At 68.1% G+C, this 16,901-nt stretch carries 20 protein-coding genes; all 20 read left to right on the plus strand.

Going from position 1 to position 16,901, the window contains the following annotated elements:
- The 20 genes from U858_RS0105425 to U858_RS0105520 are packed head-to-tail and all read left to right on the plus strand — an operon-like array spanning position 1 to position 16,899.
- Complete coding sequence (locus U858_RS0105425) at positions 1 to 765, plus strand: flagellar biosynthetic protein FliR (RefSeq protein WP_025136169.1); 765 nt, start codon at positions 1 to 3, stop codon at positions 763 to 765.
- The gene (locus U858_RS0105430) at positions 765 to 1,844 is read left to right on the plus strand and encodes a flagellar biosynthesis protein FlhB (RefSeq protein ID WP_025136170.1); all 1,080 of its coding nucleotides are present in this window, start codon (positions 765 to 767) and stop codon (positions 1,842 to 1,844) included. The genes U858_RS0105425 and U858_RS0105430 overlap by 1 nt, the downstream gene beginning before the upstream one ends.
- Positions 1,841 to 3,919, plus strand: coding sequence for a flagellar biosynthesis protein FlhA (locus U858_RS0105435; protein WP_025136171.1), 2,079 nt, complete (start codon positions 1,841 to 1,843; stop codon positions 3,917 to 3,919). The genes U858_RS0105430 and U858_RS0105435 overlap by 4 nt, the downstream gene beginning before the upstream one ends.
- 36 nt (positions 3,920 to 3,955) lie before the next feature.
- A complete protein-coding gene (locus U858_RS0105440) occupies positions 3,956 to 4,684 on the plus strand; it encodes a flagellar hook-basal body protein (RefSeq protein WP_081821542.1) in 729 nt (242 codons plus the stop codon).
- An 11-nt stretch (positions 4,685 to 4,695) separates the two neighbouring features.
- Positions 4,696 to 5,478, plus strand: a complete 783-nt coding sequence (flgG, locus tag U858_RS0105445; protein ID WP_025136173.1) for a flagellar basal-body rod protein FlgG — start codon at positions 4,696 to 4,698, stop codon at positions 5,476 to 5,478.
- An 8-nt stretch (positions 5,479 to 5,486) separates the two neighbouring features.
- Entirely contained in the window at positions 5,487 to 6,449 is a 963-nt protein-coding gene (flgA, locus tag U858_RS0105450; RefSeq protein ID WP_025136174.1) for a flagellar basal body P-ring formation chaperone FlgA, read from the plus strand.
- Entirely contained in the window at positions 6,446 to 7,051 is a 606-nt protein-coding gene (locus U858_RS0105455) for a flagellar basal body L-ring protein FlgH (protein ID WP_025136175.1), read from the plus strand. Before flgA ends, U858_RS0105455 begins: the two co-directional genes overlap by 4 nt.
- Before the next feature lie 23 nt (positions 7,052 to 7,074).
- A complete protein-coding gene (locus U858_RS0105460; protein WP_081821551.1) occupies positions 7,075 to 8,190 on the plus strand; it encodes a flagellar basal body P-ring protein FlgI in 1,116 nt (371 codons plus the stop codon).
- 21 nt (positions 8,191 to 8,211) lie between these two features.
- Positions 8,212 to 8,589 (plus strand): flagellar basal body rod protein FlgB, encoded by a 378-nt coding sequence (gene flgB, locus U858_RS0105465; protein WP_025136177.1) that lies wholly within the window; start codon positions 8,212 to 8,214, stop codon positions 8,587 to 8,589.
- Positions 8,590 to 8,591: 2 nt separating this feature from the next.
- The gene (flgC, locus tag U858_RS0105470) at positions 8,592 to 9,029 is read left to right on the plus strand and encodes a flagellar basal body rod protein FlgC (RefSeq protein WP_025136178.1); all 438 of its coding nucleotides are present in this window, start codon (positions 8,592 to 8,594) and stop codon (positions 9,027 to 9,029) included.
- Positions 9,026 to 9,328 (plus strand): flagellar hook-basal body complex protein FliE, encoded by a 303-nt coding sequence (fliE, locus tag U858_RS0105475; RefSeq protein ID WP_025136179.1) that lies wholly within the window; start codon positions 9,026 to 9,028, stop codon positions 9,326 to 9,328. Before flgC ends, fliE begins: the two co-directional genes overlap by 4 nt.
- Positions 9,329 to 9,345: 17 nt before the next feature.
- Positions 9,346 to 10,773, plus strand: coding sequence for a flagellar basal-body MS-ring/collar protein FliF (gene fliF, locus U858_RS0105480; RefSeq protein ID WP_025136180.1), 1,428 nt, complete (start codon positions 9,346 to 9,348; stop codon positions 10,771 to 10,773).
- Positions 10,773 to 11,294 (plus strand): hypothetical protein, encoded by a 522-nt coding sequence (locus U858_RS0105485; protein WP_025136181.1) that lies wholly within the window; start codon positions 10,773 to 10,775, stop codon positions 11,292 to 11,294. Before fliF ends, U858_RS0105485 begins: the two co-directional genes overlap by 1 nt.
- Positions 11,291 to 12,070 carry a FliH/SctL family protein gene (locus U858_RS0105490; RefSeq protein ID WP_025136182.1) on the plus strand — a complete coding sequence of 260 codons (780 nt, stop codon included), beginning with the start codon at positions 11,291 to 11,293 and terminating at the stop codon, positions 12,068 to 12,070. Before U858_RS0105485 ends, U858_RS0105490 begins: the two co-directional genes overlap by 4 nt.
- A complete protein-coding gene (locus tag U858_RS0105495; protein ID WP_025136183.1) occupies positions 12,067 to 13,404 on the plus strand; it encodes a FliI/YscN family ATPase in 1,338 nt (445 codons plus the stop codon). Before U858_RS0105490 ends, U858_RS0105495 begins: the two co-directional genes overlap by 4 nt.
- On the plus strand, positions 13,401 to 13,859 hold the full coding sequence (locus U858_RS0105500; RefSeq protein ID WP_025136184.1) for a flagellar export protein FliJ: 459 nt from the start codon (positions 13,401 to 13,403) through the stop codon (positions 13,857 to 13,859). Before U858_RS0105495 ends, U858_RS0105500 begins: the two co-directional genes overlap by 4 nt.
- Positions 13,846 to 14,529, plus strand: a complete 684-nt coding sequence (locus U858_RS35585) for a hypothetical protein (RefSeq protein WP_157838778.1) — start codon at positions 13,846 to 13,848, stop codon at positions 14,527 to 14,529. Before U858_RS0105500 ends, U858_RS35585 begins: the two co-directional genes overlap by 14 nt.
- A 5-nt stretch (positions 14,530 to 14,534) precedes the next feature.
- On the plus strand, positions 14,535 to 14,924 hold the full coding sequence (locus tag U858_RS0105510; RefSeq protein WP_025136186.1) for a flagellar hook assembly protein FlgD: 390 nt from the start codon (positions 14,535 to 14,537) through the stop codon (positions 14,922 to 14,924).
- Positions 14,925 to 14,935: 11 nt separating this feature from the next.
- Entirely contained in the window at positions 14,936 to 16,135 is a 1,200-nt protein-coding gene (gene flgF / locus U858_RS0105515; RefSeq protein ID WP_025136187.1) for a flagellar basal-body rod protein FlgF, read from the plus strand.
- Positions 16,135 to 16,899 carry a FliM/FliN family flagellar motor C-terminal domain-containing protein gene (locus U858_RS0105520; RefSeq protein WP_025136188.1) on the plus strand — a complete coding sequence of 255 codons (765 nt, stop codon included), beginning with the start codon at positions 16,135 to 16,137 and terminating at the stop codon, positions 16,897 to 16,899. The genes flgF and U858_RS0105520 overlap by 1 nt, the downstream gene beginning before the upstream one ends.
- Positions 16,900 to 16,901: the final 2 nt, after the last annotated feature.

Consider the following 16,901-nt stretch of genomic DNA (forward strand, 5'->3'; position numbering starts at 1 on the left):
ATGCTTGCCATTGATATTCCTGTCCTGGCGACGGCCGCCCTCGTGTCGATCCGCATCGCGGCGATGTTGGCGTTTACGCCCGTCTTCACGCAGTTTCCGATTCCGGCGACCGCCCGCGTGCTGTTGGTGGCCATGCTGTCTATGACGCTGGCCATGGCCTTGCCACGGACCGGCCAGCCGGTGCCGACCGACCTGGGCGGCTTCATCCAGGCCGCCGCGCTGGAATTCTCGTTCGGTCTGCTGCTGGCCTGCGGCATCTTCTGCGCCTTCTCGGCGATTGCCTTTGCCGGGCGCGCGCTGGATATCCAGATCGGCTTCGGTATCGGCCAGGTGTTCGATCCGGTCAGCCGCGCGCAGGTGCCGATCATGACGTCGGTGTTCCTGTACACCGGCGTGCTCGTGTTCTTCCTGCTCGACGGCCACCATGCCTTGTTGCGGGGGCTGGCCTACACATTGACGGTCGTGCCGGTGGGCGGGTTTTCACCGCAGGACGTGAACGTGCGCGCGGTGATCGCCGCCTGGGGCAACGTGTACGGGCTAGGCTTCATGCTGATCGCGCCCGTCGCGGCGCTGTTGCTGCTGGTCGAACTGGGGCTGGGCATCCTGGCGCGCGGGCTGCCGCAGATGAACGTATTCGTGATCGCGCTGCCGATCAAGATCATGGTGGGCCTGGCGGCGCTGGCCGCCTGGGCGCGTTTCATGCCGGCGGGCCTGTCGCGCATTTTCGGCCTGACGTCGGATGTCTGGAACGGGGCGGTGCGCTGATGCAGGAATTCGACAAGAGCGAAGCCGCCACCCCATTCAAGCTGCAGCAGGCGCGTAACCGCGGGTCGGTGGCGCGCAGCCCCGACCTGACGGGCGCGGTGGCCATGCTGACGGCCGCCGCGGCGATGTATGCGTGGGGCTGGGAAGCCGTGCAAGCGCTGGCGGCGCTGGCGCGTGCGGCCCTCATCCATGGCCTGGGCATGCAGGTGTCGGCGGCGTCGGTGGTGTCGTTGATCGGCCGCGTGGGGGGCGATGCGCTGCACATCGTTGCGCCGTTCGCGCTGACGGTGGGCGCTGCCGCGCTGATCGCCAACGTGGCGCAGACAGGGCCGGTGTGGAGCGGGTTTCCGCTCAAGCCGGACTTCAATCGCATCAATCCGGCCAGCGGCCTGAAGCGGCTGTTTTCGCTGCGCACGGTGTACGACGCCGTCAAGAGCGTGCTCAAGGTCACCGTGCTGGCGTGGGTGCTGTACCTGGTGATCAAGGACCTGCGGTCGCTGTTCTATCTGCTGGGCGAACGCACGCCTTTCGTGGCGTTGAGGCAGTTGCTGGAAATGCTGACCTCGATGGCGTTGAAGCTGGCGTTCGCGGCCTTGCTGCTGGCGTTGCTGGACCTGGGCTACACGCGCTTCGAGTTCAAGCGCAAGATGCGCATGAGCAAGCGCGACGTGAAAGACGAGGTCAAGAACCGCGAAGGCGATCCGCGCGTGCGCTCGCGCCTGCGTGGGCTGCGCATCGAGATGCTGCAAAAAGCGGCGTCCGTGCGCCAGGTGGGCCAAGCCGATGTGCTGATCGTCAATCCCACCCATATTGCCGTGGCCCTGCAGTACAAGCGGGGCGAGATGGCCGCGCCCGTGATGCTGGCCAAGGGTGCCGGCACGCTGGCCGCGCGCATGCGGGCCGAGGCCGCCCGCTGCGGCGTGACGGTGGTGCGCAGCCCCGCGTTGGCGCGGGCGCTGTTCTTCCAGGGCGACATGGGCCAGGCGATTCCGACCGCGCTGTATGCCGACGTGGCGCGCATCATGGTGTGGCTGATCGCCCAGCGCAATGCGCGCAACGCGCTGGGGGTGGCGGCATGAACCGGCTGTCTCAATGGCTGGCGAGCAACCGGGACATCGTGATGGTCCTGGTGGTGATGGGCGTGCTGATCGTCCTGTTCATGCCGATTCCGCCGGCGGCGCTGGATTTCCTGATCCTTGCCAATTTCAGCTTCGCCTTCCTGATTCTGCTGCTGACGTTCTACATGACGCGGCCGGTGGAGTTTTCGACGTTTCCGTCGCTGCTGCTGATTGCCACGCTGTTCCGCCTGTCGTTGAACGTGGCCGCCACGCGCCTGATCCTGTCGGAGGCGAATGCCGGCAGCGTGATTTCGGCCATCGGCGGCTATGTGGTGGGCGGCAATTACGTGATCGGGCTGATCGTGTTCCTGATCCTGATCGTGGTGCAGTTCGTGGTGGTGACCAGCGGCGCGCAGCGCGTGTCCGAGGTGGCGGCGCGTTTCACGCTGGACAGCATGCCCGGCCAGCAGATGAGCATCGACGCGGACCTGAACATGGGTTTCATCACCCAGGAACAGGCGCAGGTGCGCCGCAAGACGCTGGAAAAAGAGGCCGCCTTCTATGGCGCGATGGACGGGGCGTCCAAGTTCGTCAAGGGCGATGCGATTGCCGGCATCCTCATCATGGCCATCAACATCATCGGCGGCCTGGTGATCGGGGTGATGCAGCTGGGTATTCCCTGGAGCGAGGCGATCCGCATCTACACCCTGCTGACGATCGGAGATGGCATCGTCACGCAGGTGCCGGCGCTGGTGATCGCGGTGGCTACCGGCATCATCGTGACGCGTTCGGCGTCGGACGGCAATTTCAGCCAGGAAGTGGCGCGCCAGATCACGCTGTTTCCCAAGACGCTGTTCCTGGTGTGTGCGGCCCTGTTCGCGCTGATGGCGTTGCCGGGCATTCCGGCGCTGCCGGCGTTCCTGCTGGCGGTGACGGTGCTGGCGCTGGGCTGGGCGGCGCATCGGGCCGCCCGTGCCAAGCGCGCCGCGGACAGCCCCGCCCAGGACGCGTTGCCGGCGGCGGCCGCGGCCGGTGACCCCTACGACGCCTTGAAGGTCGAAGCCGTCGAGATCCAGGCGGGCGCGCACTTGCTGCCGTCGGTGATGGATCACAGCGGCTTCGCCGACCGCATCGCCGCATTCCGCAATCAGTACGTGCAGGAAATGGGCATGGTCATTCCCACGGTCAAGGTGCGCGCCAGCACCCGGTTGGGGCCGGACGACTACGAGATCGTGGTGTACGGCGTGCCGGCGGGCAAGGGCCAGGCCATGGCCGACCGCTGGCTGGCGATCCACCCGGCAGGCGTGACCAAGACCGTGCGTGGCATCGAGACGCGGGACCCCACCTACGGTCTGCCGGCCGTGTGGATCGAGGAATCTGAAAAGGCCAATGCGCAGCAGGGCCGCTACACGCTGATCGACGGGCTGACCGTGTTGATGACGCACCTGACCGAGGTGCTGCGGCGCGAGTCCGCCAATCTGTTGACGCGCGCCGAGACCGACCGGCTGCTCGAGCGTGTGCGCTTGGCGCAGCCCGGCCTGGTGGAAGAGCTGACGCCGGGAATCCTGTCCATGACCGAAGTACAGAAGGTGCTGCAGGCGCTGGTGCGCGAGAAGGTCAGCATCCGCAATCTGGAAGCGATCCTGGAAGTGTTGGCCGACGCGGGCCGCAACCAGCGGGAACCGGGCTTTCTGGCCGAACAGGTGCGCCAGCGTCTGGGGCAGGCGATCTGCCGCTCGCTGTCGGGCGACACCAGCACGCTGCACGTCATCACGCTGGACCCGCTGACCGAAGCGCATATCGGCAATTCCCTGCGCCATACGGCCGAAAACGGCGGCCGCCTGGCGATCGAACCGCGCGTGGCGGACCAGTTGATCGGCAGCCTGGTGCAGCAGGCGGAAGCCATGATGAAGGCCAATCTGCTGCCGGTACTGCTGTGCTCGCCGGACCTGCGGCGCCATCTGCGCATGTTGACCGAGCGGGTGTTGCCGCATCTGCGGGTGCTGTCCATGGCCGAGATCCCCGGCAGCATCGACCTGAAGGCGTTCTCGGCGGTTTCCGTTGCCGCGTTGCAGGAAGCCGCGAACCGCGCCTGAGCGGCGTCGGCGCGACTGAATCAGAAGGAGTGAACCATGGAAATAATGAATCTGATCGGGCAGGGCATGGGCGTGGATCAGGACCGCCTGACGGCGATCGCCGTGAATCTGGCCAACGTGCGCACCCCCGCCTACAAGCGCGAACTGGTCAACGGCGCCGCCTTCGAGACGCAGATGGACGCGCTGGAACGGCGCAGCCAGGGCGCTGACGTGCCATCGCCATCGGCCACGTATTCCGACATGCGGCCTGGCGCGGTGCGCTACACCGGCCGTCCGCTGGACCTGGCGCTCACGGGCGAGGCCGCCTTTCTTGAATTGTCCCGCGACGGCAAGACGCTGTATGGACGGCAGGGGGCATTGCATGTGGATAGCCAGGGTCGTCTGGCGACGGCGGGCGGCGATCTGGTCATGGGGCAGGGCGGCGAAATTCGCCTGACCTCGACCGCGCCGCGGATCGACCCGATGGGCAACGTGTACGACCAGGGCCGCTTTGTCGACAAGCTGAGCCTGGCGTCGTTCACCGATCCGCAAGGCCTGACGCGCTTGGGCGGGGGCGTCTACGCGGCATCGCAAGGCCGCGCGCAACCGGCGCGCGAAGGCGAATCGTCGGTGCTGCAAGGCTACCAGGAAGGCTCGAACGTGGACCCGGCGCGCGAGATGGTCGGCATGATCGACGTCATGCGCCACTTCGAAAGCCTGCAAAAGAGCGCCCAGTTCATCGACGAGATGACCGGCCGCGCCGTCCAGAAACTGGGCGAATTCTAAGGAGAACCCGAATGATCGATTCCCTGTACATCGGCGCCACCGGCATGCATGCGCAGCAGACCGGCGTGGACGTCGTGGCCCAGAACCTGGCCAACATGAATACCACCGGCTACAAGAAATCGTATGTGGTGTTCGAAGACCTGATGACGCGGGCCGCCACCGGCGGGCAGCCCGCCGGCGTGCTGGGCACGGACCCGGCCTCCAACATGGGGTTGGGCGTGGCGATTGCGCGCAATGCGAAGTCGTTCACCACCGGCGAGATCAAGCAGACCGGCAAGCCCTTGGACCTGGCCATTCGGGGCGACGGCTTGCTGGAAGTCAGCATGCCGGACGGCAGCGTGGCCTACACCCGCGGCGGCACCCTGAAGATCGATCAGGACGGCATGCTGTCGACCCTGGCTGGCTTGCCCTTGAAGGCATCGATTTCGGTGCCGGCCGATACCGAAAAACTGACCATCGCGCCCGACGGACGCGTCACCGCCTGGCGCAATGGCGGCCGGGATGCCGACGAACTGGGCAAGCTGGAACTGGCGCGTTTTAACGCACCGGAAGACCTGAATTCGCTGGGCGACGGCCTGTACCAGGCGACGGAACGGTCGGGCGAGCCCGTGCAGGGACGCCCGGGCGAAGACGGTCTGGGGCTGTATGCGCAAGGTTTTTTGGAATCTTCCAATGTGCAGCTCAATGAGGAAATCGTCAATTTGATGGTGGCGCAACGCGCCTACGAGGCCAACGCCAAGGTCGTGCAGGCGTCGGACGACATGCTCGGCCTTGTCAATAACCTGCGACGCTAGGCGACAACGTGCGCAAGCTGTTCTTCCTGTTGATGCTGTGGCCATGTGTGGCCGGGGCGGTGCCGCAAGAGGGCGATGCGGTGCTGTTCCTGCGCGCACAGGTACGGGTACCGACGGCGGTGCTGACGCTGGGCGATGTGGCGCGCATCGAGGCGTCCGCTGACAGGCTGCCGGCCTTGGCGGGCCTGGCCATCGGCGTCGTGCCGCCTGCTGGCACAACGCGTGAGATCGGCCGCGAGGAACTGCAGCGCTGGATCGATACCGCCGGGCAAGACCTGGGTCAGGTGCAGTGGCGCGGCAACGCCTCGGTGCGGGTGGCGCGCAAGACGGCTGCGCTGGACGCCGACGCCGTGCTCAAGGTGGCCCAGGACGCGGCGCACCGGGCGTTGCAGGCGCGCTTTGCAGAATTCTCGGTGGAAGCGGCGGGCAATCCGTTGCCGGATGTCGTCTCGGCAGGTGTCTTCGACCTGCGGGCGCGTCCGGTGGCGGCGAGCGACACCCTGGCCTCGCGCCTGGTGGTGTGGGTCGAGTTGTGGCAGAAGGGCCAGTTGTACCGGGCCGTGCCGGTGGCATTGAAGGTACGGGCCATGGCGCCGGTGCTGCGGGTCAATGCCGGGTTGCCGGCGGGGGCATCGGTGTCGATGGCGGACGTGACCGTCGAACAGCGTGACGTGGCGGCCCTGGTCGGCGCGTATTGGCCGGCGGATGAACCGCTGGGCGCGGTACGGACGCGCCAGGCCGTGGCCCCGGGGGCCGTGTTGCTGCGGTCGCACCTGGACGCGTTGCCGGATGTGGAACGCGGCGACCAGGTGGCGCTGCGCGTGCGCGCAGGCACGGTCACGATCGAGACCACGGCGCAGGCGATGCAGGACGGCTGGGCCAACCGCACGTTGCGCGTGCTGCCGGCCAATGCCACGGACACGATACAGGCGCGCGTGATACGCGGCGGGCTGGTGGAGGTAGTGCAATGAAGTTGAACGCTGTCTTGACGCGCGCAACCGCCGCGCGGGCAATGGGCCTGGCGCTGGCGCTGGCATTGGCGGCGGTGGCCGCGCAGGCCGAAAGCCTGTACGACCCTGCGCTGTACCGGTCGCTGGGCACGGACCGCAAGGCCGCCCGGATCGGTGACGTGCTGACCATCCAGGTGGTCGAAACGTCGTCGGCGACCAGCTCGGCAGACACCTCGACGGGTCGCAAATCCAGCATCGAAGCGGAGTTCCGCCTGTCGCGCCGGCCGACGACGGCCGGCGGGTTCGAGATCGACAACGATTTCGAGGGCGGCGGCAAGACGCAGCGCTCGGGCCGGTTGCTGGCGCAGATGTCCGTGAACGTGGTGGATATCGCGCCCAACGGCGACCTGTACGTCCAGGGCGACCAGTTGCTGACCGTGAACGACGAGCAGCAGAAGATTCACGTCAAGGGCAGGGTGCGGCCGCAGGACATTTCGCCGGGCAACGTGGTGCTGTCCACGCGTCTTGCGCAAGCCGAAATCATATACATGGGCGAAGGCGAGCTGGCCGGTCGGCAGCGTCCCGCCTGGTGGAACCGTTTTCTCAATTGGCTGGGCTTCTGATGCGCGCGTGGATCGTGGTTCTGATGATGGCAGGGATGCTGGCGGCGTCGCACGGCGCCGTGGGGGCGCGCGCAACCGATACCGAGGTGGTGCGCATCAAGGACCTGGGCAAGCTCAAGGGCTGGCGCGAGAACTCGCTGGTGGGCTATGGCATCGTGGCCGGCCTGGCCGGCACGGGCGATTCGCCGTCGAACAAGACCACGCGGCAGGCGATGGCGAACGTGTATTCGCAGTTCGACCTGACCGTGGCGCCAGAGCAGGTGCAAAGCCGCAACGTGGCCGTGGTGATGGTCAGCGCCATGCTGCCGCCTTTCGCCCGGCCGGGCGATGCCATCGACGTGGTGGTGACGTCGGCCGGCGACGCTCGCAGCCTGGTGGGCGGCAATCTGCTGGTGACGGCGCTGAAGGCGCCAAACGGCAAGATCTACGCGCTGGCGCAGGGCTCGCTGTCGGTCGGCGGCTATCGCTACGACATGAACGGCAACGTGGTGCAGAAGAACCACCCGACGGCGGGCTCCATTCCCGGCGGGGCGATGGTGGAAGTGGGCGTGAACGCACAGATGCTGACGGACGAGGGCACGATGACCTTCCTGTTGGCCAATCCTGACTACACCACGGCCGGCCGGGTTGCGGCCGAGATCAACCGCGCGCTGGGCCGGCCGCTGGCCAAGGCGCGCGATGCCGCGGGCGTGGATATCCGCGTGCCGGAATTCGAACGCGACGATCTGGTGGCATTCGTGTCGCGTATCGAAGCGCTGTCGATCACGCCCGACCAGCGCGCCAAGGTGATCCTGGACGAACGCACCGGCACGGTGGTGTCCGGCGGCAACGTGCGGTTGTCCAAGGTGGCGATTTCACACGGCGACCTGCGCATTTCCATCGTGACCGACAACCAGGTGTCGCAACCCATCTTCGTGCGCCAGGGCGATGGCGGCGGCATTCGCACCGAAGTCGTGTCCAACTCCAGCATCGACGTACGCGATGGCGAGGCCAGCGCCTTTGTCATGTCCGAAGGCAGCACCGTGGCCGATCTGGTCCAGGCGCTGACCAAGATCCGCACCAGCACGCGCGACATCATTTCCATCCTGCGCGCCATCAAGACGGCCGGCGCGCTGCATGCCGATCTCATCATCCAGTAAATCCAATGAGCCCATCACGCCATGATTGATCCCGTTACGCTCGCCGCCCTGGGCGCTGCCCTGGATGCTGCCAGCCTGCGCCAGCAGGCTGGCGCGGCCAATATCGCCAACGTCAATACCGCGGGCTACGCGCCGGTGCGGGTGAAGTTCGAGGAACTGATGCCGTCGGCCGCCGCCGCGCTGGATCGCAATGGGCGCATCGCCCGGCAGGACCTGGCCGCGCCGCGCCTGGCGGTCGAGAGCCGGGCGTCGAACGTGCCTTACGGCGCCAATGGCGTGGCCATCGACCAGGAAGTGGCGGGCCTGGCCCGCAATGCCTTGCACTACCAGGCGCTGGTCAAGTCGCTCAATGGCCAGTATGCGCTGGTCGAGTCGGCCCTGAACGACGGGAGGCGTTGAGCATGGACTACCAAAGTGCATTCGCCATCAGCGCCGCCGGCATGAGCGCCGAGAAGCTGCGCGCGGACGTCGCCGCCCTGAACCTGGCCAACGCCAATACGCCGCTGTCGGCCAAGGGCGCGGGCTTTCAGCCGCTGCGGGTGATGTCGTCGGCGCGCGCAACGCCCGCCGCCCGCAGTTTCGGCGCCATGGTCGAACAGGGCCTGTCGGTGGACCAGAGCTTGAGCGTGGCGCCGTATCGGGCGCCGGCTCGGCGGGTCTACGAGCCCGGGCATCCCCAGGCGGACAAGGACGGCTATGTGTCTTATCCGGGCGTGGACACGCTGACCGAGATGATGACGCTGATGGTGGCCAGCCGCGCCTACGAGGCTGACGTCGCGGCCTTCAATGCCGCCAAATCCATGGCGATGAAGGCGCTGGAGATCGGAGGCCGTCAATGACCGTTGTTGCGATCGATGCGTTGCAGTCCGCCGCGGCGCAGGTCCAGGCCCAGGCGCCTGCCGCGGCAGCCCCCGTGGCGGCGCAGTTCGACGCCCTGGTGCATTCCGGCCTGACGGGCGTGAACCGCGCACTGCTGCAAACCGAAACCGACGCCCAGCGACTGGCCGTCGGCGATGTACAGAACCTGCACCAAGTCATGATCCATATGGAAGAGGCCAAGGCCAGCTTCCAGTTGTTCCTGCAAGTGCGCAACCGTCTGTTGGACGCATATCAGGAAGTCATGCGTATGCAGATTTGAACCGGGGTTGACCTGAAATGTCTTTATCGGAGTTTTGGACGCGCCTGGACCGGCGTAACCGCTATACCTTGATCGCGGGGGCCGTGGTCATCGTGGCAGCGGTGGCGGCAGCGGGGTGGATGCTGACTCGCGCCAATTACCAGGTGCTGTTTTCCGGCATGAAGCCGCAGGACGCCTCGGTGATGCTGAGCGAGCTGGACAAGCAGAAGATCCCTTATCGCCTGGAAGCGGATGGCACGGCCATCCTGGTACCCCAGGAGGTGGTGCACAAGACGCGCATCCGCCTGCTGGGCCAGGATCTGCCGCTGCATGGCGCGGTGGGGTTCGAGCTATTCAACAATGCCGACTTCGGCATGACGGAGTTCGCCCAGCGCATCAACTACCAGCGCGCGCTGCAAGGCGAAATCACGCGCACGATCCTGTCGCTGGCCAATGTGGAATCGGCGCGGGTGCTGATCGCGATGCCGGAACAGGGGCTGTTCCATCGGGGCGCGGGCGTGCCCACGGCGTCCATCGCGGTGGCGCTGCGCGACGGCCGCAGCCTGTCGCCCGAGCAGGTGCTGGGCATCCAGCGACTGGTGTCGGCGTCGATTCCGGATATCGAATCGCGCAACGTCACGATCGTCAACCAGAACGGCGTGGCGCTGACGGCGGGAGCGGGCGAACCGGATGGCGCGGCGTCTGCCGACACGCGCCTGGCGCTCAAGCGTTCGACCGAGGAATACCTGGCCCGCAAGGTCACCGGCATGCTGGACCAGACCTTTGGCAGCGGCACGGTGGTGGCGACGGTGGACGTGCTGTTGAACATGGACCGCATTCGGATCACGACCGAAGACGTGCTGCCGTATTCGCCCGCCGGCAAGGGGCAACCCACTGGCGTGGTGGTGCGCGAGCGGCGTTCGAACCGCGACGGCGAGCCTGGCACCGGTGTCAACAATGGCCGTCGGGCCGGCGCGGGCACGGATAACGAAACCGACTATCAGGCGGGCCGCAAGGTCGAAGAGATCGTGTCGACGCCCGGCGTCATCATGAAGATGGGCGTGACCGCCGTGGTGCGCGGGCCCATGGACGGTGTGGCGCTGGAACGCTTGAAGACGCTGGTGGGCAACGCCGCGGGCGCCCAGGTCGAACGCGGCGATACGGTCATTGTCTACAGCACGGAACAGATGGCCGCGCGCAGCGGCGTGGTGGTGCAGGACGTGGGCATGACGGTGGCCAAGGCGGCCGAGCCGCCGCCGCTGCGCACGGAATTCGAATGGACGCCGCGCCTGGCGATCGCGCTGCTGCTCGCGGTGGGCGGGGTGGGATTGATCCTGTTGCTGCTGCTGGGCCGCCGCCGGGCCCAGGCGCCCAGGCTGTCGGCCGAACAGCGCGAAGTACTGCTGCATCAGCTGCGCGGCTGGCTCGAACCCGGCAAGACGCCCGCCGACGCGGAGAAGCCGTAATGGACGGCCTGCGTCTTTGCGCCCTGGCCCTGCATGCCGTCGCGAGCCGCGATCGGGCCTGGCTGCTGTCGCGTCTGCCCGATGGCCCGCGCCGCCAACTGACGGCGCTGGTGGACGAACTGCGCGGCACCGGGATACCCGCCGATCCCGAGCTGGTGCGCCAGCTGGTGCGCGAACGCGAGCTGTTGGCGCGCGATCCGGCGCAGCACCCCACTGGCGCGCGGCTATTGCGCGCCAGCGCGCAGGATGTCTGGGCCTTGCTGCGCGGCGAGTCGGATGCGTTGGTCTGCCGGGTGGTGCGGCGCCACGAGTGGCCCTGGAAGGCGGAACTGCTGGACCTGTGCGGCCTGGCGCGAGCCAAGCGGATCGACGCGCTGGCGGCGCAACTGGCGCCCGCGGCGGCGCTTGAGCAGGCCATCGTGGATGAGCTGGAGCAGCGCCTGGGCGCACGTCAATCGGCGGCAGGCCGGCCGCGGCCGGCACGCTGGCAGTTCCTGCGGCGCGAGGGGAGATCGGCATGAAGACCGCCGCCATCCTGCGCCAGATGCCGGTCGCGCCGTCGTCCCGCCTGCTGGGGCAGCGGCCTGCGTTGGCGCCGCGCGCGCCGATTCTCGCCCATCCGCCCGCCGCGCGAGCGGCGCCGGATGCCGTTGCGTCGCCGGCGCCAGCCGCCACGCCGCCCGCGGTGGCGCCCGTGGACCCCGCGTTGACCGAAGCCGAAATCGAGCAGCGCAGTTTGGCGCTGGCTCAACGGATGATGCAGGCCGAGTCGGATCAGTTGCGCAAGACCGCCCGCGAAGAAGGCCTGCGAGCCGGTCGCGAAGAAGGGCTGCGCCAGGCGCAGACCCAGGTGGTCGAACAGCTGGCGGCGCAGCAGGCGCGCTTCCAGGAAGTGGCGGACGCGCTGGTGCAGGCGCTGGCGCGAGACCGCCAGGCCACCGAGGACGCCGCGCTTGAGCTGGCCGTGGCGGCCCTGGCGCGCATGCTGGGCGAGGCGCCCGACGCGACGCGGGTCGCGGCGGTCGTGCGCCAGGCGGGTGCGCAACTGCGCGACCCCGGCCAATGGCGGGTGCGGATGGCCCCGGCAGACATCGAACTTCTGAAAGAGGCCGGCATCGATCCGGCCGCTTTGGCGCCGCAGGCGGCCGATGTGCAGTGGGTGGCAGACCCCGCGGTGCAGGGCGGTTGCGTCTTGCAGACGGCCACCGGCAATCTGGACGCGCGCCTGCACAAGCAGGTCGCTGCGCTGGCCGATGCCCTGTCGCAGGCCTACCGCACGCGAGGAGCCCCGGCATGAGCACGCCGGCCCTGGCGCCCTATCTGAAGGCCATCGACACCGCGGCGCTGTATGCGCGCGACGGGGCGGTGCGCCATGTCGCCGGCCTGGTCGTGACCTGCGCCGGACCTGACGCCAGCCTGGGCGAACTGTGCCGAATCACGCCCCAGGGCGGCGGCACCGACATCCTGGCCGAGGTGGTCGGCGTGCGGCCGGACGGCGTCGTGCTGATGCCTTATGGCCGTCTGGATGGCGTGGCGGCGGGCTGCCGGGTCACGGTGGCAGGCAGCCTGGCGGGCGTGCCGGTGGGCCAGGCGCTGCTGGGCCGGGTGGTGAACGCATTCTGCGAGCCGCTGGATGGCGGCGCGCCCGTGGCCACGGACGTGCTGGCACCGCTGAAGGCGGCGCCCGTCAATCCGCTGCACCGCAAACCGATCGATGCGCCGCTGGAAACGGGGGTGCGGGTCATCGACGCCATGTTGCCGCTGGGACAGGGCCAGCGCATCGGCATCTTCGCCGGCAGCGGCGTCGGCAAGAGCACGCTGCTGGGCATGCTGGCCCGGGGCGTGCAGGCGGACGTCAACGTGATCGCCCTGATCGGCGAGCGTGGCCGCGAAGTGCGCGACTTCATCGAGCGGCAGCTGGGACCCGACGCGCTGGCGCGCTCGGTCGTGGTGGTGGCGACGTCGGACGAACCCGCCTTGATGCGCGCCCGCGCCACCTATGCCGCGATGGCTGTCGCGGAGTACTTCCGCGACCGGGGGCAAAGCGTGTTCCTGACCATGGATTCGGTGACGCGCTACGCCATGGCGCGGCGCGAGATCGGGCTGGCCGCGGGCGAGCCGCCAACCGCTCGCGGTTACACGCCGTCGGTGTTCGCCGATATTCCTGAACTGTGCGAGCGCTGCGGCCGGCTGGAAAACGGCGGATCGATCAGCGCTATTTTCACGGTGTTGGTGGAAGGCGACGATTTCAATGAACCCATTGCGGACAGCTTGCGGGCCACGCTGGACGGCCATATCGTGCTCACCCGTGACCTGGCCCATCGGGGGCATTACCCGGCCATCGATGTGCTGCGCAGCGTCAGCCGCCTGGCCGGCGAACTGGCCACCAAGTCCGAACGGGCCCTGATGGCCGAGGCGTCCGCCAGCCTGGCGCTGCTCGAGCGCAATCGCCAGATGGTGGACATCGGCGCCTATCAGGCAGGCACCAATCCCGCATTGGACGCCGCGCTGACGCTTGCCCCCGCGCTGGACGGCTGGCTGCGCCAGGAGACCGACGCGCCGGACACCCGCCGCGGCGCCTTCGAGGCGCTTGCGGCGATCGTTGCCGGCGGCCAGCGGGAGGCGTCATGACGGCCCAGACCCGCTTCAAGTATTCGCTTGCCGCGTTGGAGTCCTTGTATACGCATCGGCTGGAACAGGCGCGTCTGGTGCTGGCCCAGGCGCAACGGCGGCTGGATGCGCATCAGGACGTCCTGCAAGGGCTGCGCCAGGCGTTGGCGCGGCATCACGCGGATTGGGCATTGACGGCGGCCGGCGGTTTCGACCCGGCGCGCCACGAGGTGGTGCGTGCGGCCTTGAGCGTGATGCAGGGGCGGCTGGACGCCGCCCGCGGCCATGAGGCGGCCTTGATCGAGGCCGTTCAGGCATGCCGCGAACAGGTGCTGCATGCCCATCGGCGCAGCGACACCCTGGACCGTCACAAGCAGGACGCCGCGCGCGATTTCCAATTGGAGTCCGCGCGCAGCGACCAGCGGCAGGCCGATGACGCCTGGCCGCTGCGGAGAGGCAACCATGACCGCCTTTGATGCACTGATGTCGAGTGGCGCCGGCCCGTCCGGCACGGCTGCTGGCGGCACTCGTCCAGGCGGTGGCACAGGCGATTGGCGCCAGGCGGTGGAACAGGCCCAGGCCCGGTCGTGGCTGCGCGACCGGACCCCGACGGCGGGGCAAGAGCGGGCGCCATCGGGATCGGGTCCGTCTGCGCCGCCCGCCCGGCCCGGGGCTGAGCGCGTGGGGCAAACAGATGCGCCGCTTTCCGGCTCGCAGGACGAGGCACCCGCTTCGCCCAGCGCCTCGGGCGACGGCGGGCCGGCCACAGCGGCTGCGCGCCTGACGATGGGTGCGGGCGCTGTAGCGCAAATGGGGTTGCCGGCGCAGCTGACCGCCTTGCCCCAGCCTGCCGCCATGTCGACCCACTCGCAGGGCAACGCGGCGCTGCCCGCTGCCACGGCTGGCCAGGGGGAAGTCTTGCGCAGCGCCCGCGCCCGCAAGCAGTCCATCCATGCAGAAAGCGGCGAGCAGGGCGTATCCGTCTGGATTCGGGACGCCTCGCTGAATAGCCGCCAGGCCAGCCATCTGGCCGCTGCCATTGCCGCCAGCCTGTCGTCGGGGCGGCAAGACGTGGCATCGCTGTATCTCAATGGCCGTCCGGTGGTGGACGGTCCGCAATTGTCCTCACCCAAATCGTCGGAGTAAGCATCATGGCAATCGATTCGACCGCGGCGGCATCCGCCTCGACCCAACTGGGCATGCAGGACCTGCTCAAGGTGCTGCTGGCGCAGCTGACCAACCAGAACCCGCTGAAACCGATGGAGAACCAGGATTTCATCGGCCAGATCGCGCAGTTCTCGTCCCTGGAGCAAAGCCGCCAGACCTACGCCAAGCTCGACCAGCTGGTGGGCCTGCAATCCACCCTGCAATCGGTGGGGCTGATCGGCAAGACGGTGGACGTGCAGTCGGCCACGGGCAGCATCACCGGCGTGGTGACGGCGCTGAGCCTGGCATCGGGCAGCCCCATGCTCAGCGTGCGGACCTCCAGCGGGTCCATCGTCAATGACCTGAGCCTGGGCTCGGTGTCGGCCATCCGTTAAAGGAGAAGAGCATGCTCGACAGCATCTGGCTCAGCCTGGCGGGAATGAACGGATTTTCCAAGGGACTGCGCACCATCAGCAACAACGTCGCCAACATGAACACGCCGGGCTTCAAGAAGTCCCAGTTGCTGTTCGAAGAGCAGTTCAATGCCAGCGTGCCGTACAAGCACGACCGGCAAGGACTGGGCGGCGAGGGCAGCGGCGGCGGCGTCAACGCCTACGCCAGCCGTATCGATTTCTCGCCGGGCGAGGCCCGCCAGACGGGTGCCAGCCTGGATATGGCCGTGGATGGCGCCGGCTATTTCATGCTGCGCGCACCGGACGGTGAAGTGCGCTACACGCGGGCCGGCCAATTCGACTTCGGCGATGACGGCATCCTGCGCAACAAGAGCGACGGGGCGATCGTGTTGGGCACTGGCCGCAAAGGCGAAGGGCCCCTTGGGCCGATCTCGCTGGCGGGCATGACGACGTCGCCCGCCAACTCCACCTCGTCCATCCGGTTCACGGGCTATCTGTCATCGACAGGCACCGACCACCAACTGGCTGCCGTCAAGATCTACGACCGCAGCGGCGCCGAACATCTGCTGAAGGTGTCGTTCGCCAACATGGGGGCCACGCAGCCGGGCGCCTGGAAGGTCACCGTGGAAGACGGGCCGAACAAGATCGGCGAAGGCATGCTGGTGTTCAAGGACGGCCGGCTGGACCCCGCCTCGGCCAAGATCGGCGTGACCTATGCGTTGCCGTCGCTGGCGACGCAGTCGATCACGCTGGATTTCAGCGAGGGTGTGACCTCGTTCGCGTCGGGCACCACGTCCACCCTGACCGTGTCCGGCCAGGACGGCTACACCGCCGGCACCGCCACGGGCGTGACGTTTGATGCCTCGGGCACGCTGTCGGTGGCCTATTCCAATGGTCAGTCCGTGCAGGGTTCGCGTATCGCGCTGGCGCGCTTTGCGTCAGACGACGTGCTGTCGCCGCTGGGCGCCAGCCAGTTCGTGCTGGTGGACGCGCGCGGCCGTACGGTGGGCAATCCCCGCGAGGGGGGCTTCGGGCGCTTGCAGACCGGCCGGGTCGAAGGGTCCAACGTCGACCTGTCGCAGGAATTCAGCGACCTGGTCGTGATGCAGCGCGGCTACCAGGCGGCGTCGCAGACGATCTCCACCGCAAACGACCTGATCCAGTCGCTGTTCGACCTGAAAGGCAGGCGCTGATGACGACCTGGACGATAGCGTGGTGGACGCAGGCGGAACGCGACCGGGCCGCAGACCAGGTGCGGCAGGCGTTGCGCGACTGGGCGGGGCAATGGGGCGCCGACGAATCCACGGTGGCCGGCGGCGCCGTCGCCGAGGCAGAGGCAGCCGTCGCGGGCTGGTTGCGCCTGACCGGCAACGGCGATCGGGATGGCGTCTGGCTCACCCACCCGGATGCCACGGCGCGCGGACTGGGCGCGGCCCTGTGCGACGACGCGCGAGATCCGGACACGGTGACTCGGCACGGCGGTCCGGTGTCGCAGGCCGTGGCGCGCCAGGCCGCGCGGGCGCTGGCCGCGGCGCTATGCACCCATTTCGACTGGACCGCGGCCGAGGACGAGGCTGCATGCGCCTTGCCTGCCGGGTTGTTGCGCGGCGGCCTGGCGCTGTCGTTGTCGGTGGCGGGTGCGCCGCTTGTGCTGGTGTGCAGCGCAGGCGTGGCGCGCAGCGTCGCCGCGCGTCTGCCTGACGCGCTGGAAGCACCGCTGGTGCCGTTACCGCAGGTGATCGGCCGGCGTCCGGTCACCCTGTCCGTTGCCTTGCGCTCGGTGCGGCTGGACATCGGCAGTCTGTGTTCGTTGACGGCCGGGGACGTGATCGCCCTGGACCACAAGCTGGATGAACCGGTGGCGCTGCTGGCCGGTGATGCGTCGCCGGTCGCCGACGCCCATCTGGCCAGAATCGGCCCGCAAAAGGCCATCAGGTTTGGACGGGCGGCGCCCTAGGC

Source organism: Achromobacter sp. DH1f, from assembly GCF_000633435.1.
GTDB lineage: Bacteria > Pseudomonadota > Gammaproteobacteria > Burkholderiales > Burkholderiaceae_B > Achromobacter > Achromobacter deleyi.